Here is a 24,355-nt window from a genome sequence, read left to right as displayed (position 1 = left end):
GCAACACGAAAAGTTTCATCGGAACCTGGGGCCGCCCCTGGAACCTATAGGCGGGCGTAAGCGGCGAAAGGGATTTCCATGCCAGATCAACCGTCTGTGGACGAACGGAAGGCCGGCGCCGCGGGCCTGATCCGCCAGGCCGCGCTGGTCGCCGGCGAGTGGATCGCCGCCGAGGGCGCTAATGTCATCGAGGTCGTCAATCCTGCCGATGGGACGCTCATCGGACGGGTCCCAAAGCTGCCGAAAGAGGCGGTCGAGCAAGCGATTCGGGCCGCCGACGACGCCTTCCGCCCCTGGGCGGCGCTGAAGGGGTCCCAGCGCGGCGCGATCCTTTCCAAGTGGGCTCAAAAGGTTAGCCAGCACGAGCAGGCGCTGGCCGCGATCATCGCGCTGGAGAACGGCAAACCGTTCGCCGAGGCGCTGGGCGAGATCCGCTACGCAAACTCTTTCGTCACCTGGTTCGGCAACCTGGCCCAAAGCCTCGACGGCAAGGCCATCCAGAGCCCCAACGGGCAGGATTTGATCCTCGCCTTCCAGGAACCGGTCGGTCCGGTGGCCGCGATCACCCCGTGGAACTTCCCGGCCGCAATGATCACCCGCAAGGCGGCGGCCGCCTTCGCCGCCGGCTGCCCGGTGGTGCTGAAGCCCGCCTCGGCGACGCCGTTCACCGCCCTCGCCCTCGCCGCCCTGGCGCTGGAGGCGGGGGTTCCGGCCGGCTGCTTCTCGGTGGTGACCGGGGCGCAGGACGTGGTCGGCGGGGCGCTGACCGCCTCGCCGCTGATCCGCAAGCTGTCGTTCACCGGCTCGACCGGGGTCGGCCGCACGCTGGCGGCCCAGTGCGCCCCGACCCTGAAGCGGCTGTCGATGGAGCTGGGCGGGGCCGCGCCGCTGTTGGTGTTCGACGACGCCGACCTGGAGGTGGCGGTCGAGGGGACGGTGGCCGGCAAGTTCCGCGCTGGCGGCCAGACCTGCGTCTGCCCCAACCGCGTCTATGTGCAGGCTGGGATCCGCGAGCGGTTCGTCGAAGCCCTGACCCGGAAGGTGAAGACCCTGAAGGTCGGCGATCCCTTCGCCGAGGGTACGGTGATCGGGCCGCTGATCGATCAGAAGGGCGTGGCCAAGGTCGAGGACCATATCGCCCGCACGGTCGCGGCCGGCGGCCGGGTGCTGACCGGCGGCGCGCGGATCGAGGGCAACTTCTTTGCGCCGACCGTGACCTTCGGCGGCGACGACGAGCTCTTCTGTCACGAGGAGACCTTCGGCCCGCTGGTCCCGGTGTTCGAGTTCGAGACCGAGGAACAGGCGATCGCCCGGGCCAACGCCTCGGAGTTCGGGCTGGCCGCCTTCCTGTTCACCGACGACCTGAACCGGGCGATGCGGGTCGGCCGGGCCATCGAGTCCGGCATCGTCGGGATCAACGCCGGGCTGATCTCCAACGCCGCCAACCCGTTCGGCGGGGTCAAGCAGAGCGGCTATGGCCGCGAGGGCTCGGTCTACGGCATCGCCGACTACATGCAGGTCAAGGCCCTGACCCTGGCGTTGCGGTAGGGGCCGGGCGGCCGCTACTTTTGCGGTGGGGGAACAAGCTATGCGGACGCCCGTGAACGTCCTGGTGTTGCCGTTCCGCGGAACACCGGAAGCCGGTTTCGAATACGGCGTGTTCCGACGCGCCGACGGCGACGCGGCCTGTTGGCAGGCCGTCGCAGGCGGCGTTGAAGTCGGGGAGACGCCGCGGCGGGCCGCTAGGCGCGAGCTCGCCGAGGAGACCGGCCTGACGGGGGCCCGGCGATGGATAAAGCTGGATGCGCACGCCACTGTCCCCGCCCGCATCTTCCGCGATTGGCCAAGCTGGGGTGCGGGCGTGTACGTCGTGCGCGAACTGGCGTTCGGCGTCGAGGTCGGCGAGGGCGAGACCATCGGCCTGTCGGGCGAACATCTGGCGTTCGAATGGCTGACCTACGCGCAGGCGCGCGAGCGGCTGCAGTGGGACAGCAATCGCACCGCGCTCTGGGAGCTCAACACCCGCCTGACCGAGGGCTGAGCCGCGCGCCGTCCGGCGCTAGGATCCGCCTGTAGCCCCGCCGGAGGGCGGGACAAAAGTGTTTGAGGGCAGCGGCGCACGCGAGACGCTGATCGCTTCCCACTCGATGCTGGAGGCGCCATCGGGAAAGCGTTCCAGATGCCGGCGGATCATGACGCCGTCCGAAATCAGATCGTGCGAGCGGCCGTCGGGGCGCAGCCAGGTGGTCCGGCTCCGCGCCTCCGCCGAGCGCTGGATGATTGTGCCGCCGGAGTGATCCTTAGCGACCACCGTCAAGGGTCCGCGATAGATTTCCGGCTGGCCCCGGGGGTCGGCTCGCTCATGAGAGCAAGCGGCGAGCAGGCCCATCGCGAGCGCCAACATCCCAAGGAAGGCCTCGCCCAACTCCACCCCAGGCAGGCAACGTCGTCCGATACGTCGACTAAATCAACCGCGGCCGACGGCTGGCCCAGGGCGCGGCGACCTCCAGCTGGGCGGCCAGCCGGAAGAGGATCGCCTCGCCGCCCATGGCCGCGACGAACTGAACGCCGACCGGCAGGCCGTCGTCGGTCCAGGCCAGCGGCACGCTCATCGCCGGCTGGCCGGTGAGGTTGAAGATCCGGGTGTTGGGCATGAAGGCCCGGCGGACGATTCCGGCCGCGCCGGGCGCGGCGCCGCGCAGCACGCCGAGCGGGACCGGCGGCGAGCCGAGCGTCGAGGCGAGCACCACGTCATAGCGATCCAGCAGCTGGGCCATCGCCCGGCCATAGGCGTGAATGACCCGCAGCGAGCGCACATAGTCCGAGGCGCTGTACCCCTGGGCGTGCTGGTAGCGGGCGAAGGTCAACGGCTCGACGTCGGCCTCGGCGATCGGCCGGCCGAGCTGCTCGGCGCGGGCGTCGAGGTCGGCGGCGATGTGGCCGGCAAGGACCGCGCCGGACGCGGCGACGGCGCCGTCGAGCCCGGCCGGCAGGGCGACCTCCTCGACCTGGTGACCGAGGCTCGCCAGCAGGCTGGCGGTCCGGGCGACGGCGGCGAGGCACTCCGGCGAGAGGGCGCCGGCCTCGAACGCCTCGGTGGTGAAGCCGACCCGCAAGCGACCGGGATCGCGGGCGCACTCCTCCAGGAACGGGCGCTGGCGCGGCGGGGCGCTGTAGGGATCGCCGAGCTCGGGACTGCAGACGGCGTCGAGCAGGGCGGCGGAATCGCGGACGCTGCGGGTGATCGCGTGCTGGGCGTCGAAGCCGGCCAGCCCGTCGCTGGCCGGGGCGAACGAGACCCGCCCGCGCGAGGGCTTGAGCCCGAACAGGCCGCAGCAGGAGGCCGGGATGCGGATCGAGCCGCCGGCGTCGCTGGCGTGGGCGGCGGGCACGATGCCGGCCGCGACCGCGGCGGCCGAACCGCCCGAGGAGCCGCCGGCCGTGCGCGCGACGTCCCAGGGGTTGCGGGTGGGGCCGTGCAGGTCGGGCTCGGTCGTGGCGTCGAGGCCGAGTTCCGGCAGGTTGGTCTTGCCGAAGATCACCAGGCCGGCGCGGCGATAGGCGCTGACGATCGGCGCGTCGGCGGCGGCGACCTCATGCTGGTAGAGCCGCGAGCCGGCCGAGGTCGGCCAGCCGCCGACGTGGGCGGCGTAGTCCTTGACCAGGAACGGCACGCCGGCGAGCGGGCCGGCGCGGGCCTGCCCGGCCTCGGCGCGGGCGGCGGCGAGGTCGGTGTAGATCACCGCGTTGATCGATGGGTTGACCGCCTCCAGGCGCTCGACGGCGGCCTCCAGCACCTCGGCGGCGCTGACCTCGCGGCGGGCGATCAGCCCGGCGAGGCCGACGGCGTCATGTTCCAGATAGTCCGACTGCTTCACCTCGACCTCTCCAGCGTTGCGCGGACGCCTCGTGAACGCGGTCACGCCGCGACAGCCAAGCTTGATTCAGCCGCTCAACGTGTCCTCGCGACCAGGGCCAGAGCCGCGGCGGCGAGGTCGTGCGGGGCGGCGACCAGGGCGTCGGCGCCGGCGGCCTCCAACTCCTCCCGCGCGCCGTAGCCCCAGAGCACGCCGAGGCCGCGCATGCCGTTGGCTCGGGCGCCGGCGATGTCGTGGCGGCGGTCGCCGACCATCACGCAGGCGGCCGCATCGAGGTCGTGGCGGGCGAGGATATGGGCGATCAGCTCGGGCTTGTGATCCAGCGCGCCGCCGGGCTCGGAGCCGTGAACCGCGGCGAACCGTGTGGCCAGGCCCGTGTGGTCGAGGATCCGCTCGGCGAAGACCCGGCGCTTTGAGGTCGCCAGGATCAGCCGGGCGCCGGCCGCGCGCAGGGCGTCGAGCGCCTCGGGGATGCCCGGATACGGGGCGCTGGCCAGCAGCCCGCGCGCGCCATAGTCGGCGCGGTAGGCGGCCACGCCTTCGGCGACCCGGTCATCGCCGTACCGCGCCAGCATCCGCTGCATCATCTCCTCGATCGGCGGGCCGATCATCGCAGCGATGTCGAGCGCCGGATCAGGCGGATGGCCGAGCGCGGCGAGCGCCGCACGGCCGCTGGCCTCGATGCCCGGCAGCGAGTCGACCAGGGCGCCGTCGAGGTCGAGGAGGATGGTCGGAGGCATGACCGGCCGCTATTCCCAGGGATAGAAGGGCGGCATCTGCGAGGCGCGGCCGGTGAACTGCGGGGCGCGCTTTTCAAGGAAGGCGGCGACGCCTTCCTTGCCGTCGCCGATGCTGGCGTAGAACATCGCCAGGGAGTCGACGCGGTGGGCCTCCAGCGGGTGCGGCTGGGCGGCGTTGCGCAGCAGCATCTGGCGGGCCAGGGCCACGGCGACGGCTGAGCGCCCGGCGATGAACTTGCGGGCCAGTCCTTGCGCGTCGGCGACCAGCGTTTCGGGCGCATGGACCGAGCGGGCGAGACCGCCGCGCTGGGCCTCGGCGGCGTCGAAGATCTCGGCCGACAGCACCCATTCCAGCGCCTGCTGCGGGCCGACGAGGCGCGGCAGGAACCAGCTGGAGCAGGCCTCCGGCACGATGCCGAGCTTGCCGAACACGAAGCCGATGCGGGCCTTTTCCGAGACCATGCGGATGTCCATGGCCAGCGTCATGGTCGCGCCGATGCCGACCGCCGCGCCGTTGATGGCGGCGATGACCGGCTTCTTGCAGTCGAAGATCGCCAGGGTGACGCGGCCGCCGGTGTCGCGCACGCCGTCGCGGACAGCCGGGTCGTCCAGCCGATCGTGCATGTCGGCCAGGGTCGGGGCCTGGCTCTCGTCCAGGCCGAAGACGTTGCCGGACGCCGACAGGTCCATGCCGGCGCAGAAGGCGCGGCCGGCGCCGGTGACGACGATGGCGCCGACGGCGTCGTCCTCGCTGGCGCGCTCGAAGGCGTCGATCAGCTCGTGCGCCATCTCGACCGTGAAGGCGTTCATCTGCTCGGGACGGTTGAGGGTGAGGGTGAGGACGCGGTCTTCGACCTCCCAGAGCAGGGTGTTGTAGGCCATGTCGATCTCTCCCCTCGTGTTGTGCGGCGGTGAGTGAGCACACGCATGGGGCCGCGTCCAGCAGACAGCGGCGCGCGCGCCGCCTAGGGTCGCGCCATGCTTCAGGATTCCGGACCGCTCTGGCTGGCCAAGGCGCGGCGCGCGGCGCTGACGCTCACGGCGCAGACGCGGCGGGCGCGAGGCGCGAGGCATTCGGTCTATGTCGTGCTGCTGCGCGACGAGCGCCGGGCCGACCCTTGGGGGCTCTATGTCGGCCAGACCTCGCGCGATCCGGACCTGCGCTTCGACCAGCATAAGACCGGCTACAAGGCCAGCGGGCCGGTGCGGCGGTTCGGGGTGCGGCTGCTGCCAGACCTCGTCGCTCATCTCAATCCGCTGGGCCGCTGGGAGGCGCTGGACCTGGAGGCGGGGCTGGCGGACGTCTTCCGGAACGCGGGCGTGCCGTGGGTCGAGGGCGGGCACTAGGGGCCTGGGCCCTCCCCCGCTCATCCCGGCGAAGGCCGGCTCGTCGCGATCCGCCGTTGCGGGCCGGCCGGCGATAGGCGATGCAGGACGCCGAACAGCGCGCGCCAGGACGCGCACGACCAACAGGGGAACGCCACCATGAAGACGCGCATCACCGAACTGCTCGGCATCCAGCACCCGATCGTCCAGGGCGGCATGCACTTTGTCGGCTTCGCCGAGATGGCGGCGGCGGTGTCGAACGCCGGGGGCCTGGGCATCATCACCGGCCTGACCCAGGGCACGCCGGAGAAGCTGAAGGCCGAGATCGAGCGCTGCCGGGCCATGACCGACAAGCCGTTCGGAGTGAACCTGACCTTCCTGCCGGCGGTGACGCCGCCCGACTATCCGGGGTTCGTGAAGGTGATCGTCGAGAGCGGGATCAAGGTCGTCGAGACGGCCGGCAACAATCCGGCCAAGTGGCTGCCGATGCTGAAGGAAGCCGGCATCGTGGTGATCCACAAGTGCACCTCGGTGCGCCACGCGCTGAAGGCCGAGGCGATCGGCTGCGACGCGGTCAGCGTCGACGGCTTCGAGTGCGGCGGCCACCCGGGCGAGGACGACGTGCCGAACTTCATCCTGCTGCCGCGGGCCGGCGAGGAGCTGAAGGTGCCGTTTCTGGCCTCGGGCGGGATGGCGGACGGCCGCAGCCTCGTCGCGGCCCTGGCCATGGGCGCGGACGGCATGAACATGGGCACCCGGTTCATCGCCACCAAGGAAGCGCCGGTCCACCAGAACGTGAAGGACGCCCTGGTGGCGGCCAGCGAACTGGACACCCGCCTGATCATGCGCCCGCTGCGCAACACCGAGCGGGTGCTGGTCAACGCCGGCGTCGAGCGGCTGCTGGAGAAGGAAAAGGAGCTCGGCGACAAGGTCACCTTCGCCGACATCGCCGCCGAGGTGGCGGGCGTCTATCCGCGGATCCTGCGCGACGGCGACATGGACGCCGGCGGCTGGTCGTGCGGCATGGTCGCGGGCCTGATCCACGACGTGCCGAGCGTGCAGGAGCTGATCGAACGCACCATGGCCGAGGCCGAGCAGATCATCCGCGGCCGGCTGGTCGGGCTGCTCGACGCTTAAGGGGCGGGAGGGGGACGCAAGTCCCCCTCCCCTGGCTGCGCCAACCCTCGGCGGCGGAGAGCGCCATGCCCGCGACACAGGCGAGCGCCGTCAACACCGGCGCGGAGTTTCTGGATGAGGACGTGGCCCGCGCCTATGCGCACCGGACCGACTATCCGCCGGCGCTGTACGCGCGGCTGCTGGCGCTGACGCCCGGCCGCGGGCGCCTGCTGGACCTGGGCTGCGGCCCCGGCAAGCTGGGGCGGGGTCTGGCGGCCCAGTTCGAAGACGTGCTGGCGGTCGATCCGTCGGCCGCGATGCTGCGGCTGGGGCGCGAACTCGACGCCGCCGCCCACCCCAACATCGCCTGGATCGAAGCCACCGCCGAGGCCGCGCCGATCGAGCCGCCGCTGGACCTGATCGTGATGGGGGCGAGCGTGCACTGGGTCGATCCCGCCCGCGTCTTCCCAAAGCTCGCCTCGGCGCTGACCGCGGGGGGGCTGATGGCGCTGATCGACGGCGACGGTCCGGCGCAGGCGCCGTGGATCGGCGCGTGGCGCGCGGTCATCAGGCATTGGGTCGGCCGCATGGGCGGAGTCTGGAACGGGCCGGCGCACCAGGCGCTGATGAGCGCGCACGAGCCCTGGTTCGACCGGGTCGGCGTCGAGACCTTCACCGCCCAGGTCGAGCAGTCGGTCGAGGACCTGATCGAGGCCGAGCACTCGCGCGCCAGCTGGGCGCGCGCGAAGATGGGCGATCTGGCGGACGCGTTCGACGCCGACCTGCGGACTGTGCTGACCCCGTATGCCCGAGGCGGCAAGGTCAACTTCGAGGTCAGTTCGCGGCTGACCTGGGGACGGCCGCTGGCGGCGCCGCACGCGGAGGGCGAGCCATGACCGGGCCTGCGATCGGCGAACGTGGAGCAGGACAGAGCGCGTTCGAGCGGCTGCGGGCGGGGTTGGCCTGAGCGGCCGCTGCGCCTATCCAGCCCCGATGATCAGACGCGCCACGCCCGCCGACGCCCCCGCCCTGCTCGCGCTCTGGCGGGCGGCGGTGGAGGCGACTCACCATTTCCTGACCCCGGCCGACATCGACGCCATCGAGGCGCAGATGCGCGGCTATCTCTCCAGCGACACCGAGCTGTGGACGGCCGAGATGGCCGGCCAGCCCGTGGCGTTCATGGGCCTGGACGGCGACGAGATCGTCAGCCTGTTCGTCGATCCGGCCGTGCATCGCAGCGGCGTCGGGCGGGCGCTGATCGACCACGCCCTGGCCCGCGGGGCGACCTGGCTGGGCGTCAACGAGCAGAACCCCGGGGCCGTCGCCTTCTACGAGCGGCTCGGCTTCACGGTGACGGAACGCTCGGACCTGGACAGCGAGGGGCGGCCCTTCCCGATCCTGACGATGCGGCGATGCTAGGCTAGGGTGTCCGCGACGGAGACGAGATGACCAGCTTCAATTCGATGTCCGAACGCGCGTGGCGCGTGCGCGAGCTCTATGGTCAAGCCGAGTCCCGGCGCTATGGGCGGGCCTGGACGCGCGAGGAGGTGGCGCTGGGCTTCGTCGGCGACGTCGGCGACCTGATGAAGCTGGTGCAGGCGGCCGAGGGCGTTCGGGCGATCCCGGACGTGCAGGGCAAGCTGGCGCACGAGCTGGCCGACTGCCTGTGGAGCGTGATGACCCTGGCGCGGATGTACGAGGTCGATCTGGAAGCGGCGTTCGAGACGACCATGGACGAGCTGGAAGCCAGGCTGGAGGCGCGGCCATGAGCCTGGCGATCGTGCGGGCCGCGTGTGGCGACGGCGCCGTGCTGCAGAACCTCTTCCAGCTCTACACCCACGACTTCTCGGAGTTCTGGGCCGGGAGCGCGCGCGGCGAACTGGGCGCCGATGGTCGGTTCACGGACTATCCGCTGGAGCCGTTCTTCGGACGGCCGAACTGGTCGGCCTGGCTGCTGACCGCGGGCGAGGCGCCGGCGGGCTTTGCGCTGATCAACGACGCGGCCCATTCGGGTCTGCCGGCGCGGCGTTCGATGGCCGAGTTCTTCGTGGTGCGCAAACATCGCGGCCAGGGCGCCGGGCGGGCGGCGGCCCAGGCGCTGATCGCCGCCGAACCGGGGAGCTGGGAGATCGCCGTGGCGCGCGCCAACACCGGGGCGCTGGCCTTCTGGCGCAAGGTCGCGGCCGCCTGCGCGGCCGGGCCGGTCGAGGAACTGGACATCGCCGGGCCCGACTGGAACGGGCCGGTGCTGCGGTTCGAGGCGGCTTAGCCCCCCGCTCAGACCTCCAGCTCGTAGCCGGCCTCGCGCCAGGCCTTGAGGCCGCCGTCGAGGGCGACGGCGCGGGTGAAGCCGAGTTCGCGGAGGGTGGCCGCCGCCAGGGTCGAGATCTTGCCGAATTCGCAGCAGGCGATGATGCGGACGGTCGGGTCGGGCAGCTCGGCGTTGACCCGCAGTTCGAGCTGGCCGCGCGGCAGGTGACGGGCGCCGGGGATGTGGCCGGCTTCGAAGGCGTCCTTCTCGCGCAGGTCCAGCACGACCAGATCGCGGCTGTTGCCGCCCAGGCGGCCGTGGAGCTCGGCCAGCGACATGAACGGCACTTTCGCCGAGGCCTCGGCCAGCAGTCGGGCGACGGTCTTGCCGCCACTCATATTGGTGCGCAGCGCCTCGGTCAGGTGGGTCGGGGCCGAGAGGTCGAGGCTCTGCATCATCTCGACGAACTCGGCGCGGTCGGTTTTCGCCAGGCGGGGATTGGTGTCGATCTCATCGCCGATCGTGGAGCAGCTGCGGCCCTTGTAGTCGTGGGCCGGGTAGACCAGCGTCTCGCGCGGCAGCTTCAGCAGCTTGTCGAACAGGCTCTCATAGAGGGCATGGGGATCGCCGGTCGGCAGGTCGGTGCGCCCGGTGCCGCCGATCAGCAGGGTGTCGCCGGTGAACACCCGGTCGGCCATCACCAGGCACATGGAATCGCGCGTGTGGCCGGGGGTGTGCAGGGCCTGGAGACGCAATTCGCCGACGATCAGCATGTCGCCGTCGTCGAGCCGCAGGTCGGCATAGGGCGCGGGGCTGAGCCGGTTCATCACCACCGGCGCCGGCAGCAATTTCTGCAGCTCGTGGCTGGCCGAGAAATGGTCGGCGTGGGTGTGGGTGTCGATCACGTAGCGGATGTGCAGGCCGAGTTGGCCGGCGAGGCCGACATAGCGGTCGATCTGGCTGAACTCCGGGTCGATCAGCGCCGCAGCGCGGGTCGCCTCGCAGCCGACGAGATAGGATTGGCATCCGCCCGTGGCGACTTGCTCGAAGATCATTGGGCGACCCTTGTTACGCGGCCGCACAGTCGCGCCGAGTCGCGCCGAGCGCAAGGGTCGGCGGCGCCCGGACGCACGCCTAGTCTTGCTTGACGATGTCGCCCGGCTTCCAGGTCTTGTCGAAGAACGGCTCCAGCGGACCATAGAAGCGGAACAGGGTGAACCAGCCCTTGCCCGGAACGGTCTGGATCCAGTTCCCTTCCCTGCCGACCGGCGACTTGGGTCCGAACCAGATGTCGATCGACCCGTCCGGATTGGGCTGCGGCCTGGTGTAGGTGCTGATCGACGGGAACGGTTGGCTGTTGCGCAGGATCGAGCGGCTGTCGGCGTCGTAGGCCACCACCGACCAGAAGTTCTTGGCCGGTAGGTTCGCCGGCACGTGCAGCCGGTAGTTGCGGGCGCCGTCCAGATAGTCGCCGTCGGCGTCGCGCGGGGTCCAGAGATATTGCGAGCCGAGACCGACATGCTTGTCGACCATGGCCGGCGACATTCCGATGGCGATGTAGGCGAAGCTGGCGCGGCGGTCGGTGTTCACATAGCCCTGGCTGTCCCAGGCCGCGCTGCCGCCGAGAAACGCCCACTCCCAGCGCCGATCTGGATAGACGAGGCGCGCCTCGTCCTGACTGTCGAAGCTGTTGGCGCGGGCGATGGCGCCGCCCATGCGCGCGGCCTCGTCCAGCAGGGCGCGGCGGGCGGGATCGGGCTGGAAGGGCCTGCCCTTCTCGATGCCGATGGCGGCGAGCTGGAAGCGCTCGTGGCTGGGAATCACGTCCTGCGGCTCGCGCGCGATCATCCAGGCCAGGTCGTCGAAGAACGAGACATTGTCCGAGAACAGCGTGTCGACCTGCCGGCGCGAACCGTTGAACACCGTGAGGGCCGGCGGCGCGGCGGCCTGCGACAGCGGGTAAACCTTGGTCTGGCGGATCAGCTCGGCCGCCTTGTCCGGCTTACCGTCGACCTGGAACCCGCGCACGCCGAAGACGAGGCCGTAGGTCCGTGACTTGGCGGCGATGTAGCCCGCCGGCGCGGGCCCATCATGATCGGGCGGCAGGAGCAGCAGCTTGCCGCCTTGCCCCTTGTCGGCGCCCGTCGGGCCGATGCCGAGGGTCTCGGTCTGCCAGAGATCGCTGACCCCGCCCAGCAGGCCGGGCGGCGCCTCGATCACCACCGGACCGTCGCGCTTCAGGTCGATCGCGACGAGGCCGTAGACGGTCTCGGTGTTGCCGGTGAGCAGCAGGGTCTCGCCGTCCATCAGCTGTTCCCAGAGCACCAGCTGGTTGGGGGCGCCGGTTCCGGCCTGGGCGACGCCCTTCCAGACGTGGAGCCAGGAGACGCCGTGCATCTGCACCAGGAACGCCTCGACGGCGCGGTTGAAGACCAGGCGTTCGCGCAGGCGGGCGGCGGCCTCGGCGGTCGGGTAGCCGTTCTTGAACGGGAACTCGCCTTCCCGCGTCTTCAGCGTTTCGCTGCCGAGCCAGTGGTGGGCGGCGGCGGGATTGAGATCGTCGGCCATGGGAGCGCTCCTCGCGGGGACTGGGAGGAGGAGCCTAGGCGCCGGCGTCGGCGGGGAAATCGGGCGAAATCCCCAGGACGCGCCTGGGGAACGTTACCTACCCGTGATTGACGCGGCGGAGCCTTTCGCGTCCCATCGCTGCGACATTCTGTCCAGCTTGAGAGAGACCAATGGCGAGCGATCAGACGCCGGCGACGCCGACCCCGAAAGGTTGGCTGGCCAAGCTTCGCGCCAGCAAGATGCCCGGCCTGATGGCCGCCGGCCTGGTGATCGCGGCGTTCGGCGGCGGGGTGCTGTCGGCCAAGGGCGTCGACTGGCTGGGCAAGCCCGCGGCCGAGACCGCCGCCGCGCCGGGCGCGCAGGGCTGGTCGCTGTTCGGCAAGCCGCGCGACGCCAAGGCCGCAAGGCGCGGCATCCCCAAGCCGGAAGGGTTCGCGGTCTGGCGCCACCGGATCGACACCTCGGCCAACCAGCCGGCCGCCTGCATCGAGCTGACCCGGGCGCTGGACCCGGCCAGGTCCTATGCCGACTACGTGCTGATCTCGCCCGACCTGGGCGGGAAGCCGGCCGTGACGGTGAAGGGATCGGAGCTTTGCATCGGCGGGACCGGCTTCGCAGACCGCCGGGTGACCTTGCTGAAGGGACTGCCGGCCAAGACCGGCGAAACCCTGGCGGCCAACGCCGACGTCGATTTTACCTTTGGTGAGCGCCCGCCCTTCGTCGGGTTCGCCGGCGAGGGCGTGATCCTGCCGCGCGAGGATTCCGACGGGGTCGGGATCGAGACGGTCAATGTCAGCCGCCTGTCGGTCGAGGTCTGGCGGGTCGTCGACCGCAACCTGGTGCGCAAGTCGATCAGCGCCCCCGACCCGACCGCCGAGGGCGAGTGGCCGGGCGACTACGGCTCGGACAGCCCCGACGACGAGGGCCGGGTGGTCTGGAAGGGCGAACTGCCGGTCGCCACGCAAGGGGCCGGCGAGCGGGTGACGACGGTGTTCCCGCTGGGCGCGGTGCTCAAGGAGATGAAGCCCGGCGCCTATGTGATCAAGGTGCGCGACGCCTCGGGCGGCCGCTCGATCAAGGGTGAAGGCGGCGACGACGATTACGATCCCAACCCGCCGGCCCAGGCGCGGCGCTGGGTGGTGTTCACCGACATGGCGCTGTCGGCCTATGACGGCTCCGAGGCGCTGGACGTGGTGGTCCGCTCGCTGAAGACCGCCAAGATCATGCCGAACGTGCGCGTGACCCTGGTCGCCCGCAACGGCGAGGACCTGGCCGTCGCCCAGAGCGACGCGCAGGGCCGGGTGCGGTTCGACCGCCCGCTGCTGGACGGCGAAGGCGCGGCCGACGCCAAGATGGTGATGGCCTATGGCCCGCAGGGCGACCTGGCGGTGCTGGACCTGGACCGCGCGCCAGTGGACCTGTCCAAGCAGGGGATCGGCGGGCGCACCGAGGACAGCGGCGTTTCGGGCCGCACGGCGCAAAGCGCGATCGACGGCTATCTCTATGCCGACCGCGGCATCTATCGGCCCGGCGAGACCGTGCACCTGAACGCCCTGTTGCGCGACCGCGAGGCCAAGGCGGTGAAGGACCGCAAGGGCGCGATCGTGGTCCGCCGCCCCTCGGGCGTGGAATACAAGCGCTATCCGTTCGACAAGGCGCCGCTGGGCGCCGTGCCGGTGGACATCGCCCTGCCCAAGAGCGCGCCGCGCGGGCGGTGGCTGGCCCGACTTGAGATCGACGGGCTGGATAAGCCGGCCGGCGAGCTGTCGTTCCAGGTCGAGGACTTCGCGCCGCAGCGGCTGGCGGTCACCGCCGTCGGCCAGGAGGCCGTGCCGATGAAGGCCGGCGAGACCCGCAACATCGACGTCACCGCTCGCTTCCTCTACGGCGCGTCGGGCGCGGGGCTGCAGACCCAGGGCGAGGCTCGGCTGCGGGTCGATCCCAACCCGTTCCCGGCCTTCGAAGGCTATCAGTGGGGCGACCAGCGCGAGCCGTTCGCCGAGAAGTTCCTGGAGATCGGCCAGACCGTCACCGACGGCGAGGGCCGCGCGGTGCTGGCGCTGTCCTCGGAGGAGGCCGGCGACACGCCCCAGCCGCTGACCGCCAGCTTCACCGCCAGCGTGTTCGAGCCGGGCGGGCGCCCGGTGCGCGAGGGCCTGGACCTGAAGGTGCGGACCAAGGCCGTCTATCTGGGCGCCAAGATCGACCAGGGCGACGCGGGCGGGTCGGGCGACCCGACCATGCTGATCGACCTGATCGCGGTGAACGCGGCCGGCCAGCGGATCGCAGCGCCGGGCACGACCTACACCCTGATCTCGGAGAACTGGGACTATGACTGGTTCCAGCAGGACGGCCGCTGGCAGTGGCGGCGGACCAGCCGCGACGTGGTCGTGGCGCGGGCCAATGTGAACCTCGCCGCCGGCCAGCCGACCCGGATCAGCCGCCGGCTGGGCTGGGGCGACTACCGGCTGGAGATGACCGGGCCGGGCGGCGCCAAGAGCGTCATCCGCTTCGCCTCCGGCTGGGGCGCGCCGGCCAAGGACGTCGAGGCGCCTGACTTCGTGCGGGTCAGCGCCGGGGCCAAGCCCTATGCGCAAGGCGACACCGTCGAGATCACCCTGAAGCCGCCCTATGCCGGCGAGGCGCAGATCGCGGTCGCCACCGACCGGCTGATCGACCTGAAGACCGTCACCGTCGGCAAGGACGGGGCGACGGTGAAGCTGAAAACCAGCGCCGCCTGGGGCGGCGGGGCCTATGTGCTGGTCAGCGTGGTGCAGCCGCGCGATCCGGTCGCCTCGCCCAAGCCGCGACGGGCGCTGGGCCTGGTCTATGTGCCGCTGGACCCGAAGGACCGGAAGCTCACCGTCGAGCTGAACACCCCGGCCAAGATCGACTCCAAGGCGCTGGTCGAGGTGCCGATCACCATCAAGGGCGCCGGGTTCGGCGGCCGCGCGCGGGTCACCCTGGCGGCGGTCGACGAGGGCATCCTGCAACTGACCAAGTTCCAGAGTCCCGATCCGGTGAAGTGGTACTTCGGCAAGCGGGCGCTGACGCTCGACTACCGCGACGACTACGGGCGGCTGCTGGACCCGAACCTGGGGGCGCCGGCCAACGTCAACTTCGGCGCCGACGGCATCGGCGGCGAGGGGCTGAGCGTGACGCCGATCAAGACCGTGGCCCTGTGGTCGGGCGTGGTCGAGACCGGCCTCGACGGCAAGGCGGTGATCAAGCTGCCGACCGCCCAGTTCAACGGCGAGCTGCGGCTGATGGCGGTGGCCTGGACCGACGCCGCGGTCGGCTCGGCCAGCAAGCCGCTGACCGTGCGCGAGGCGGTGGTCGCCGACCTCGCCCTGCCCCGCTTCCTGGCGCCGGGCGACAAGGCGTTCGCGACGCTGGAGCTGCACAACATCGAGGGCAAGGTCGGCGCCTATGTCGCCGAGCTGACCAGCGGCGGCGGGGTGCTGGCGCCGTTCAAGAAGGCGTTCCAGCTGGCGCTCGGCCAACGCGTGGCCGAGAAGATCCCGTTCAGCGCCCCGGGCCGGGCCGGGATCGGCCAGGTCGGGTTCAAGGTCTCCGGCCCCGGCTTCTCGACCGCCAAGGATTATCCGATCCAGACGCGGCTGGGCTGGAGCCCGATCACCCGGACGACCTACGAACTGCAGCAGCCGGGGGCGGCGTTCACGCCGGCCTCGAGCCTGCTGGCGGGCCTCGCGGCCGGGGACGTCACCCTGCACGTCAGCTACTCGCCGTTCCGCGGCTTCGACCCGGCCCCGATCGCGAACGCGCTGTCGCGCTATCCCTACGGCTGCACCGAACAGACGGTGTCGGCCGCCTATCCGCTGATCTATGCGGCGGAGGTCGCCAGCGATCCGAAGCTGAAGCGCTCGTCGGTGGCGCTGGCCGGGGCGGTCGGGCGGCTTCTGGACCGCCAGACCCTGGACGGGGCCTTCGGGCTCTGGCGGGTCGGCGACGGCGAGGCCGACCCCTGGCTGGGCGCCTATGTCACCGACTTCCTGCTGGAAGCGCAGAAAGCCGGGACGCCGGTGCCGCAGGAGGCGATCGACCGGGCGCTGAGCGCCATGCGCCAGGTCTCGCGGCCGGAAGGCTGGGCCTCGGTCTCCTACCGGATGGAGTATCCGGACTGGTGGGCCGGCGGGTCGGACGCCTCCAAGAAGGCGACCGAGCGGATGCGCAGCCGGGCTTCGGCCTATGCGCTCTACATGCTGGCCAAGGGCGGGCGCGGCGACCTGGCGCGGCTGCGCTGGTGGCACGACGTGCAGATGAAGACCGAGGCCTCGCCGCTGGCCAAGGCCCAGGTCGGCGCGGGGCTGGCCATGATGGGCGACAAGGCCCGGGCGCGCTCGGCCTTCCGCCAGGCGATCGCCGCGCTCGGCTATCGCGACGAGGCCGACTGGTACCAGAGCCCGCTGCGCGACATCGCCGCGGTGACGGCTCTGGCCTATGAGGCCGGCGAGACCGACCTGGCGCGCGGGCTGCAGAAGCGGCTGGAGAACGCGGTCAAGGATCCGGACAGCCTCAACACCCAGGAGCAGGCGCGCCTGCTGCAGGCCGCGCACTGGATGCTGAAGGCGGCCGGGGCGATCCGCATCGACGCGGAGGGCGCCCAGCCGCTGACCGCGGTCGGCGGGGCGCCGCGCTGGGCGGTCGGCAAGCTGGCCGAGGCCCGCTTCGTCAACACCGGCAAGGGCGCGCTGTGGCGCACGGTGACGGTGACCGGGACCCCGGTCGCCCCGCCGCCGGCCGAAGACAACGGCATCAGCCTCTCCAAGCGGCTGGTCGGGTTCAGCGGCGGAGCGGTCGATCCCGCGGCCCTGACCCAGGGCGAGCGGGTGATCGTGGTGGTGTCGGGCCGCTCGGGACAGAGCCGGTCGATGTCGCTGGTGGTGGACGACCCGCTGCCGGCCGGCTTCGAGATCGAGACCGTGCTGGGCCCTGACGATGCGCAGAGCGGGCCGTTCAAGTTCCTCGGAGAGCTCTCCAGCGCCGACGTCCAGGAGGCCCGCGACGACCGCTATGTCGCGGCCATGGATCTGGCCGGCAAGGGCGCCTTCACCTTCGCCTATGTGGCGCGGGCGGTGACGCCGGGCGACTTCCTGCTGCCGGGGGCGCAGGCCAAGGACATGTACCGTCCGAGCCTGAACGCGCGCACCGGCGCCAGCCGCACGGTGATCGCGCCCGGGCCATGAGGACGCCCAGCCACCAGGTGTCATCCCGGCTGAAGCGAAGCGGAAGGCCGGGACCCATTGACGCCGTGTCGGGAGTTCCTGGCGCGGCGCTCGCCCCTTCCGGCGCGATCAGGCGTTCATGGGTCCCGGTCTTCGGCCTTGCGGCCGAAACCGGGATGACACTCTAAGGGCGCATGGCCTTCGCCAACACAAATCGAGTTCGCCGCCTGACCCTCTCCCTGATCGCCCTGCTGGGCGTCGAGGCGGCGGTGTTTGCGGCCGATGCCGTGCTGGCGCCCGACATGGGGCGGGCGGAGCGGTCGTCGCCGGTGGCGTTGGATCGGCGCGGGGCGTGGCTACGGGCGTTGCCGGTGGAGGACGGGCGCTGGCGCATCCGGGCCGACCTGGCGCGGACCGACTCGACGTTCCAGAAGCGGCTGGTGGCGATCGAGGACGCGCGCTTCTGGATCCATCCGGGGGTCGATCCGCTGGCGGTGGCGCGGGCGGCGGGGTCGGCGCTGGCGACCGGGCGGGTCAGCTCGGGCGCCTCGACCCTGACCATGCAGACCGCGCGGCTGCTGGAGCCGCGGCCCCGGACGCTGCCCGCCAAGCTGATCGAGATGGTGCGGGCCGTGCAGATCGAGGCGCGGCTCTCCAAGCGCGAGATCCTGGCGCTGTACCTGACGCTCGCCCCCTATGGCGGCAACCTGGAGGGCGTGCGGGCGGCCAGCCTCTCCTACTTCGGCCACGAACCGGAAACCCTGACCGACGGCGAGCAGGCGCTGCTGATCGCCTTGCCGCAGTCGCCGGAAGCGCGGCGGCCGGACCTGCGCCCCGAAGCGGCCCGGGCGGCGCGGCGCGCGGTTCTGGACAAGATGATCCGCGCCCGGATCCTGAGCGAAACCGCCGCGGCCGAGGCCGAAGACGAACCCCTGCCCGGCCGCAGCGCCTTCCCGGCCCTGGCCTGGCACGTCGCCGGCGAGCTGGCGCGGGCCGCGCCCGCGGACCTGGCCTCGGTGCCGACCACGCTCGACGCCGGGCTGCAGGCGCGGCTGGAGCCGCTGGCCGCGCGGGCCGCCCAGGCCCAAGGCCCCGAGGCGACGGCGGCGATCCTGGTGGTCGAGATCAAGGGCCGGGCGGTGCGCGGGGCGGTCGGCTCGGGCGGGCTGGCGCGGCCCGGCGGCTGGATCGACATGACCCGGGCCGTGCGCTCGCCCGGCTCGGCGCTGAAGCCGTTCATCTACGGCTTTGCGTTCGACGACGGGCTGGCCGCGCCGGACACGCAGATCGACGATGCGGCGCGGCGGTTCGGCGACTACCAGCCGGAGAATTTCGACCGCATCTTCCGCGGCAAGGTCACGGCGCGCGAGGCGCTGACCTATTCGCTGAACGTCCCGGCGGTGGAGCTGCTGGACAAGGTCGGGCCCGCCGCGTTCGAGGCGCGGATCGACGGGGCCGGGGTGAACCTGGTGCGGCCCCGGGCGCAGACCCGCGAGGCGGGGCTGGCCATGGCGCTGGGCGGGGTCGGGATCACCCTGCGCGACCTGGCGGTGCTGTACGCGGCGCTGGGCGACGGCGGGGTGGCCAAGCCGCTAGCCTGGACGGTGGACGAGGCCGCGCGGCGCGAACGCTCGCCCGGGCGGCGGCTGATGCGGGCCGAGGCGGCCGACCAGGTGCTGGCCATCCTGCGCGAGACCCCGCCCCCGGCCGGGGCGACGGCCGCGGCCCTGACCAAGGGGCGGCCGGTGATGGCCTTCAAGACCGGCACCTCCTACGGCTTCCGCGACGCGGTGGCGGCCGGGGTGGTCGGACCCTACGTGGTGGTGGTGTGGACCGGCCGCGCCGACGGCGGGGCGCGCGGCGGACTGACCGGACGCGACGCGGCGCTGCCGCTGCTGTTCGACGCCGCCGACCTGATCGACGCCCCGGCCAGCGCGCCCAGGCCGATCGCGCCGCGCGGCGCGCCGCAGGCCCTGGCGCGGCTGGAGACCCGCAACGCCGGCCCGCGGCTTATCTTCCCGCCCGACGGCTCGACCGTGCAGGTCGAGGCGTTCGGCCCGGCCTCGCGCGGCCTGGTGCTGGCCGCCGGCGGCGAGGGGCTGAGCTGGTATGCGGCCGGCGAACCGCTGGCCGCCGACCCTGTCAGTGGACGGACGATATGGCGGCCGAAGGGACCGGGCTTCTATCGGCTGACGGTGGTTGATGAGGCGGGCCGCAAGGCTAGCGCGCGGGTGCGGGTGAAGTAGCTGAAGGTGTCATCCCCGTTTCGGCGCAGCCGAAGACCGGGACCCATTCGCACCGAACAGGCGGGAATGGGAATGAGACTGTCGCGACATCCGCACCATCAGGTGTTCATGGGTCCCGGACAGGCGCTGCGCGCCTTCCGGGATGACGCCTTCACCGAATGAACGGCGGCTTTCGCAACCCTACTGCCCCTCGTCGCGGGCCTTGTCGAGGTCGGCGGGGCCGCTGATAGCGCAGTTCATGTCGGTGACCAGGCCGTTGGCGATCGAATAGACCCAGCCATGGACGCTGAGGCTCTGGCCGCGGGCCCAGGCGTCCTGGACGAAGACGTCGGAGGCGACGTTGCGGACCTGGCGCATGACGTTGAGCTCGGTCAGGCGGTCGATCCGCTCGTGGCCGTGGAGCGCCTCGAGTTCGGCGCGGTGATCGGCGTAGACCTCGCGGATCGGGTGCAGCCAGTGGTCGACCAGCCCGCGGCGCTGGCCGTCGACCGCGGCGGCCACGCCCCCGCAGCCGTAGTGGCCGACGACCATGATGTGCTTCACCTTCAGCACGTCGACCGCGAACTGCAGCACCGACAGGTAGTTGGCGTCCTGCGGCGGGGCGAGGTTGGCGACGTTGCGGTGCACGAACAGCTCGCCCGGGTCGAGATTGACGATCTCGTTGGCCGGCACGCGACTATCGGAGCAGCCGATCCACAGGTATTCCGGACTCTGCTGGGCGACGAGGCGCTTGAAGAAGCCCGGATCGACGGAGAGCTTTCCAGCCGCCCAGATGCGGTTGTTTTCCTTCAGGTCTTCAAGCATGCACGGCGTCCGGTTGGCGGTCGGGATGGGCGGCGGCGAAGGCCGGGTGCGCGCCTGCATGGGCGGCGGCCGCGGCGATGGCCGGGAACGGGGAGAGGTCCACCTTGTAGCGTTCGGCCGAGTAGACCTGGGGCACGAGGCAGCAGTCGGCGAGGGTCGGCGCGTCGCCGAAGGCGAAGCCCCGGCCGTGGCGGGCGACCATCGGCTCCAAGGCCGAGAAGCCGTCGACGATCCAGCGCTGGCTCCATTCGAGGCGGCCGGCTTCATCGACGCCGAACTGCTCCAGCGCCTTCTGGATGCGCATGTTGTTCAGCGGGTGGATGTCGCAGGCGACGATGGCGGCCATGGCCCGCACGGCCGCGCGCTCGAACGCGTCCGTCGGCAGCAGAGCCGGCGCAGGATGGGTCTCTTCCAGCCACTCCAGGATGGCCAGCGACTGGACGAGGACGTGGCCGTCTGTCTCCAGCGCTGGGGTCAGGTGCTGGCGGTTGCGCGTGGCGACGTAGTCGTCGGCGTGCTGCTCGCCCTTCAAGAGGTTCACCCCGACATAGCCGTAGTCGAGGCCCTTGAGGTTGAGGCCGATGCGGACGCGATAGGGCGCGGTGGCGCGCCAGTAGGAATGCAGGGTGAGGCTCATGACGCGTCTCCGGCGGACACCGTGAACTTGAGTTGGCCGACGCCCTCGACCTCGCCCTCGACGAGGTCGCCGGGAACGATCGGGCCGACGCCCTCGGGGGTGCCGGTGAAGATCAGGTCGCCGGGCGCCAGCGTCCAGAGCTTGGAGGCCTCGGCGATCACCTCGGCGAGGGTCCAGATCATGTCCGCGACCTGGCCCTGCTGACGCAGCTGGCCGTTGACGCAAAGCGCGATGCGGCCCTGCGGCGGGGCCCCGTCCCACTTGCGGATCGCCGAGATCGGGGCCGAGGCGTCGAAGCCCTTGGCCGCGTCCCAGGGATGGCCCTTGGCCTTGGCGGCGTTCTGCAGGTCGCGGCGGGTGAGGTCGACGCCGACCGCATAGCCGTAGACCAGCGACAGCGCCTGCGCGGGCGGCACGTCGGCGCCGCCGCCCTTCAGGGCGACGACCAGCTCGATCTCGTGATGCAGGTCGGAGGTGGCCGGCGGATAGCGGACCTGGCCGCCCGGCGGAACGATCGCATCGGCGGGCTTGGCGAAGAAGAACGGCGGATCACGGTCGTCGCCGCCCATTTCGCGGCGATGGGCGGCATAGTTGCGGCCGACGCAGAGGATGCGCCGGACCGGGAAAGCCGCCGCCTCGCCCTCCACGGGCACGGAGGCGGGAGCATGCGGCGGCAGGACATAGGATGTCATGGCGCCGCCCTTACGCCTGGGAAAGGGTGATGTGAACCCTGCCGTAGTGGGAGGACGAGCGGTTTTTTGCCGGATGTCTCGCTTGAGGAGGCCATCTGCGTGTCATCCCGGTTTCGGCTGCAAGCCGAAGACCGGGACCCATTCGCGCCGAGGGCGCAGGGCTCGATCCGAAAGATCTGGTGTTCATGGGTCCCGGACAGGCGCTGCGCGCCTTCCGGGATGACACTTTGAGGCGCTACTTCACCGCGTCGCGGACGACGCGGGCCTTTTCGAGGTGCTGCTGCACCGTCGGGGCGGTGGCGGCGGCGAAGGCCTTGATGACCGGGACGTCGCCGTCCTGGGCGTAGCGCTGCAGGACGTCGAGCGCGGCCTGGTGAGCGTCGACCTGATTGTCCATATAGGCCTTGTCAAAGTTCTCGGCCTTGCCGAGGTCGCTCAGCTTGTCTTGCAGGTCCTTCGGCAAGGCCGTCGGCAGGGCCAGCGTCTGGCCGGAATCGGCGATGGCCTTCTTGAGATCGGCCGTCGACTTCGTATGGGCCGTGACCATCTCGTCGGCGAACTTCTTCACGCCTGGATTCTTGGCCTTGGTCTGAGCGAGCTTGGCGGCTTCGACCTCGAACATGTCGCTGGCTGCGGCCTTGGCGACGAAGTCGGGAGCGGCCGCCTCGTTTGACGGGGTGATGACCGTCGCGGCCGGATTGGCGTCGGGCGTCGCGGCCTGTTCGGCCGGGGTCGCCGCGCCCTTGGTTTCGGTCTTTTGCCCACAGGCGGCCAGCGACAAGGCAGCCACGGCCACGCCCGCGATAAGCAGGTGACGGGTCATCAAACCCTCCTCAAGATTGACTAAGGTGATCGGCGAAGGTCCAACGGACGACGCACCCGTTCAAAACTCACGGATGTGTGATCAGTTCCGGGGAGGGAACAAACGTGACCGACGTCGCCGCCAACAATGGACCGCTGAAGGACCTGAAGGTCGTCGAGATGGGGACTCTGATCGCCGGCCCGTTCTGCGGCCAGATCCTTGGGGATTTCGGCGCCGACGTGATCAAGATCGAGGATCCGAAGACCGGCGATCCGATGCGACAGTGGGGCCGCAGCCTGCCCAAGGGGCTGTCGCCGTGGTGGCCGGTGATCGGGCGCAACAAGCGCTCGGTGGGCCTGGACCTACGCACCCCCGAGGGCCGCGAGATCGCGACCAAGCTGATCGACCAGGCCGACGTGCTGATCGAGAACTTCCGGCCCGGCACGCTGGAAAAATGGGGCATGGGCTATGAGGCCTTGGCCGCGCGCAATCCGCGCCTGATCGTCGCCCGGGTGTCGGGCTTCGGCCAGACCGGCCCCTACGCCAAGCGGGCCGGGTACGGGCTGATCGGCGAGGCGATGGGCGGCCTGCGCCACGTGACTGGCGAACCGGACCGGCCGCCGGCGCGGGCCGGCATCTCGATCGGCGACTCGCTGACCGCCATGCACGCGGTGATGGGGATCACCATGGCGCTGCACGCGCGCGAGCGGACCGGGCGCGGCCAAATGATCGACGCGGCGCTGTACGAGAGCGTGCTGGCGGTGATGGAGAACCTGGTCACCGAGTACGATCTGACCGGCTATGTTCGCGAGCGGTCGGGTTCGATCCTGCCCGGCATCGCGCCGTCGAACGTCTATCCGTGCGTGGAAGGCGAGATGATCCTGATCGGCGGCAACGGCGACACGGTGTTCGCGCGGCTGGCGGAGGCGATGGGCCGGGCCGACCTGGCCGCCGACCCGAAGTTCGTCAGCCACGCGGCGCGCGGGGTCAACCAGAAGGAGCTCGACGAGATCATCGCCGCCTGGACCGCGACCTGGACGCTGCCGGCGCTGATCGAGCACCTGGAGGCGGCCGCCATCCCCTGCGGACGGGTGTTCCGCGCCCCGGACATGCTGGAGAACGAGCAGTACCAGGCCCGCGAGGCGATCGTCGAACTGCCCCACCCGGCGTTCGGCAAGGTCAAGATGCAGAACGCCTTTCCGAAGCTGTCGGAGACGCCGGGCGCGGTGCGCTGGCCGGGGCCGGACCTCGGGCAGCACACCGACGAGGTGCTGGCCGAGGTCGGGTTCAGCGCCGACGAGGTGGCCGGGCTACGGGCCAAGGGAGTGGTTTAGAGTCAAAGCCCCCGTCCGGCCTCGCCTCCGGCGGGTGGAGGCGTCAGGTGGCGAAGAAGCCGAGTTCGCCGCTGACGCGGACTTGGCAGGGACGGCCGTCGTCCTGCACCTCGCGCGCCCGCTTGTTGGCGGCGGCCTTGGCGATGTCCTTCTCGGGCGAGTGCCCGAAGGTGTCGCCGTCCAACTCGACGGCCCAGACGCCGTCACGAAATGCGACCGTCAAGACGGCCCGCTCCAAACCTTTTTGCATTCGCAATGCCATAGCATATCCCGCCGCCCTAAGGCGAGTTTTCCATATATTTCTTGCTGCCGGTGAAAATTTCCCGCAGCTTGCATGGGTCAAATATCGTTTTGGCTCGCTGCCGTGACGCTAGTTCTACTTGAGAGATCAGCTTCACAATTGCCTCCGGACCTCTCCGAAAATTTGATCGAGCGGCCCGATCTGGGCGCGAGAACTCATGTCCGGAAAGGGACAAGCAATGACTATTGGCGTGGTTAAGTGGTTCAACGCCCAAAAGGGCTTCGGCTTCATCCAGCCTGACGATGGCGGCGCGGACGTGTTCGTGCACATCTCGGCGGTGGAGCGGGCCGGCATGGCCACCCTGCACGAGGGCCAGAAGCTGAGCTTTGAGCTGGAGCGCGACAAGCGCAGCGGCAAGAACTCCGCCGGCCAGCTGCAGGCGGTCTGATCGGATCCGATCGACGGATGAACGGCCCGGCGCCTGCGCCGGGCCGTTTTTCATGCGCTAGACTCTGTTCCGGCTGGCTTGAATCA

Annotated in this window: 23 protein-coding genes; 12 read left to right on the top strand and 11 right to left on the bottom strand. The window is 71.0% G+C overall.

Annotated features, from left to right (window positions below; genetic code table 11):
* Window positions 1-78: 78 nt before the first annotated feature.
* A complete protein-coding gene (locus O4N75_RS03035) occupies window positions 79-1,548 on the top strand; it encodes an NAD-dependent succinate-semialdehyde dehydrogenase (RefSeq protein ID WP_269627911.1) in 1,470 nt (489 codons plus the stop codon).
* 40 nt (window positions 1,549-1,588) lie between these two features.
* Window positions 1,589-2,041, top strand: coding sequence for an NUDIX pyrophosphatase (locus tag O4N75_RS03030; protein ID WP_269627910.1), 453 nt, complete (start codon window positions 1,589-1,591; stop codon window positions 2,039-2,041).
* Between the two features lie 18 nt (window positions 2,042-2,059).
* Here O4N75_RS03030 and O4N75_RS03025 read toward each other — a convergent pair whose 3' ends face one another.
* The 4 genes from O4N75_RS03025 to O4N75_RS03010 are packed head-to-tail and all read right to left on the bottom strand — an operon-like array spanning window position 2,060 to window position 5,500.
* Window positions 2,060-2,425 (bottom strand): hypothetical protein, encoded by a 366-nt coding sequence (locus O4N75_RS03025; RefSeq protein WP_269627909.1) that lies wholly within the window; start codon window positions 2,423-2,425, stop codon window positions 2,060-2,062.
* Between the two features lie 37 nt (window positions 2,426-2,462).
* Window positions 2,463-3,923, bottom strand: coding sequence for an amidase (locus O4N75_RS03020; protein WP_269627908.1), 1,461 nt, complete (start codon window positions 3,921-3,923; stop codon window positions 2,463-2,465).
* A 29-nt stretch (window positions 3,924-3,952) separates the two neighbouring features.
* Window positions 3,953-4,618, bottom strand: coding sequence for an HAD family hydrolase (locus O4N75_RS03015; protein WP_269627907.1), 666 nt, complete (start codon window positions 4,616-4,618; stop codon window positions 3,953-3,955).
* Window positions 4,619-4,627: 9 nt separating this feature from the next.
* Complete coding sequence (locus O4N75_RS03010; protein WP_269627905.1) at window positions 4,628-5,500, bottom strand: crotonase/enoyl-CoA hydratase family protein; 873 nt, start codon at window positions 5,498-5,500, stop codon at window positions 4,628-4,630.
* Between the two features lie 96 nt (window positions 5,501-5,596).
* Here O4N75_RS03010 and O4N75_RS03005 point away from each other — a divergent pair, with 96 nt between their 5' ends.
* The 6 genes from O4N75_RS03005 (at window position 5,597) to O4N75_RS02980 (ending at window position 9,329) form a co-directional block, all read left to right on the top strand.
* Window positions 5,597-5,965 (top strand): hypothetical protein, encoded by a 369-nt coding sequence (locus O4N75_RS03005; RefSeq protein WP_269627904.1) that lies wholly within the window; start codon window positions 5,597-5,599, stop codon window positions 5,963-5,965.
* A 138-nt stretch (window positions 5,966-6,103) separates the two neighbouring features.
* Window positions 6,104-7,081 carry a nitronate monooxygenase family protein gene (locus tag O4N75_RS03000; protein WP_269627903.1) on the top strand — a complete coding sequence of 326 codons (978 nt, stop codon included), beginning with the start codon at window positions 6,104-6,106 and terminating at the stop codon, window positions 7,079-7,081.
* Window positions 7,082-7,146: 65 nt separating this feature from the next.
* Complete coding sequence (locus tag O4N75_RS02995; RefSeq protein WP_269627902.1) at window positions 7,147-7,956, top strand: methyltransferase domain-containing protein; 810 nt, start codon at window positions 7,147-7,149, stop codon at window positions 7,954-7,956.
* Window positions 7,957-8,053: 97 nt separating this feature from the next.
* Window positions 8,054-8,479, top strand: coding sequence for an acetyltransferase (locus O4N75_RS02990; protein ID WP_269627901.1), 426 nt, complete (start codon window positions 8,054-8,056; stop codon window positions 8,477-8,479).
* A 26-nt stretch (window positions 8,480-8,505) separates the two neighbouring features.
* Entirely contained in the window at window positions 8,506-8,829 is a 324-nt protein-coding gene (locus tag O4N75_RS02985) for a MazG nucleotide pyrophosphohydrolase domain-containing protein (RefSeq protein WP_269627900.1), read from the top strand.
* Window positions 8,826-9,329, top strand: a complete 504-nt coding sequence (locus O4N75_RS02980) for a GNAT family N-acetyltransferase (RefSeq protein WP_269627899.1) — start codon at window positions 8,826-8,828, stop codon at window positions 9,327-9,329. The genes O4N75_RS02985 and O4N75_RS02980 overlap by 4 nt, the downstream gene beginning before the upstream one ends.
* 8 nt (window positions 9,330-9,337) lie before the next feature.
* On the opposite strand, the gene O4N75_RS02975 is transcribed toward O4N75_RS02980, so the two are convergent.
* Entirely contained in the window at window positions 9,338-10,366 is a 1,029-nt protein-coding gene (locus O4N75_RS02975; protein WP_269627898.1) for an MBL fold metallo-hydrolase, read from the bottom strand.
* A gap of 79 nt (window positions 10,367-10,445) precedes the next feature.
* Complete coding sequence (locus O4N75_RS02970) at window positions 10,446-11,879, bottom strand: DUF1254 domain-containing protein (protein ID WP_269627897.1); 1,434 nt, start codon at window positions 11,877-11,879, stop codon at window positions 10,446-10,448.
* A gap of 170 nt (window positions 11,880-12,049) precedes the next feature.
* Here O4N75_RS02970 and O4N75_RS02965 point away from each other — a divergent pair, with 170 nt between their 5' ends.
* Both O4N75_RS02965 and pbpC read left to right on the top strand, forming a co-directional pair.
* Window positions 12,050-17,086, top strand: coding sequence for an alpha-2-macroglobulin (locus tag O4N75_RS02965; RefSeq protein ID WP_269627896.1), 5,037 nt, complete (start codon window positions 12,050-12,052; stop codon window positions 17,084-17,086).
* Window positions 17,087-17,259: 173 nt separating this feature from the next.
* Entirely contained in the window at window positions 17,260-19,311 is a 2,052-nt protein-coding gene (gene pbpC, locus O4N75_RS02960) for a penicillin-binding protein 1C (RefSeq protein WP_269627895.1), read from the top strand.
* A 180-nt stretch (window positions 19,312-19,491) separates the two neighbouring features.
* Here pbpC and O4N75_RS02955 read toward each other — a convergent pair whose 3' ends face one another.
* From O4N75_RS02955 to O4N75_RS02940, 4 genes are all read right to left on the bottom strand, one after another.
* Window positions 19,492-20,115, bottom strand: a complete 624-nt coding sequence (locus O4N75_RS02955; RefSeq protein WP_269627894.1) for a carbonic anhydrase — start codon at window positions 20,113-20,115, stop codon at window positions 19,492-19,494.
* Window positions 20,108-20,752, bottom strand: coding sequence for a maleylacetoacetate isomerase (gene maiA, locus O4N75_RS02950; RefSeq protein WP_269627893.1), 645 nt, complete (start codon window positions 20,750-20,752; stop codon window positions 20,108-20,110). Before maiA ends, O4N75_RS02955 begins: the two co-directional genes overlap by 8 nt.
* On the bottom strand, window positions 20,749-21,444 hold the full coding sequence (locus O4N75_RS02945) for a fumarylacetoacetate hydrolase family protein (protein ID WP_269627892.1): 696 nt from the start codon (window positions 21,442-21,444) through the stop codon (window positions 20,749-20,751). Before O4N75_RS02945 ends, maiA begins: the two co-directional genes overlap by 4 nt.
* A gap of 235 nt (window positions 21,445-21,679) precedes the next feature.
* Window positions 21,680-22,267 (bottom strand): DUF4142 domain-containing protein, encoded by a 588-nt coding sequence (locus O4N75_RS02940; RefSeq protein ID WP_269627891.1) that lies wholly within the window; start codon window positions 22,265-22,267, stop codon window positions 21,680-21,682.
* A gap of 104 nt (window positions 22,268-22,371) precedes the next feature.
* On the opposite strand from O4N75_RS02940, the gene O4N75_RS02935 reads away from it, so the two are divergent.
* Window positions 22,372-23,580 carry a CaiB/BaiF CoA-transferase family protein gene (locus O4N75_RS02935; protein ID WP_269627890.1) on the top strand — a complete coding sequence of 403 codons (1,209 nt, stop codon included), beginning with the start codon at window positions 22,372-22,374 and terminating at the stop codon, window positions 23,578-23,580.
* Between the two features lie 43 nt (window positions 23,581-23,623).
* Here the strand turns inward: O4N75_RS02935 and O4N75_RS02930 are convergent, their stop codons facing one another.
* Window positions 23,624-23,803, bottom strand: a complete 180-nt coding sequence (locus tag O4N75_RS02930; RefSeq protein ID WP_348649520.1) for a hypothetical protein — start codon at window positions 23,801-23,803, stop codon at window positions 23,624-23,626.
* A gap of 256 nt (window positions 23,804-24,059) precedes the next feature.
* On the opposite strand from O4N75_RS02930, the gene O4N75_RS02925 reads away from it, so the two are divergent.
* Window positions 24,060-24,269 (top strand): cold-shock protein, encoded by a 210-nt coding sequence (locus O4N75_RS02925; protein WP_269627887.1) that lies wholly within the window; start codon window positions 24,060-24,062, stop codon window positions 24,267-24,269.
* Window positions 24,270-24,355: the final 86 nt, after the last annotated feature.

It is taken from the genome of Phenylobacterium sp. NIBR 498073 (assembly GCF_027286305.1).
Taxonomy (GTDB): domain Bacteria; phylum Pseudomonadota; class Alphaproteobacteria; order Caulobacterales; family Caulobacteraceae; genus Phenylobacterium.
Note: the sequence above shows the minus strand (reverse complement) of the source record. Positions and strands in the feature narration are given on the sequence as shown.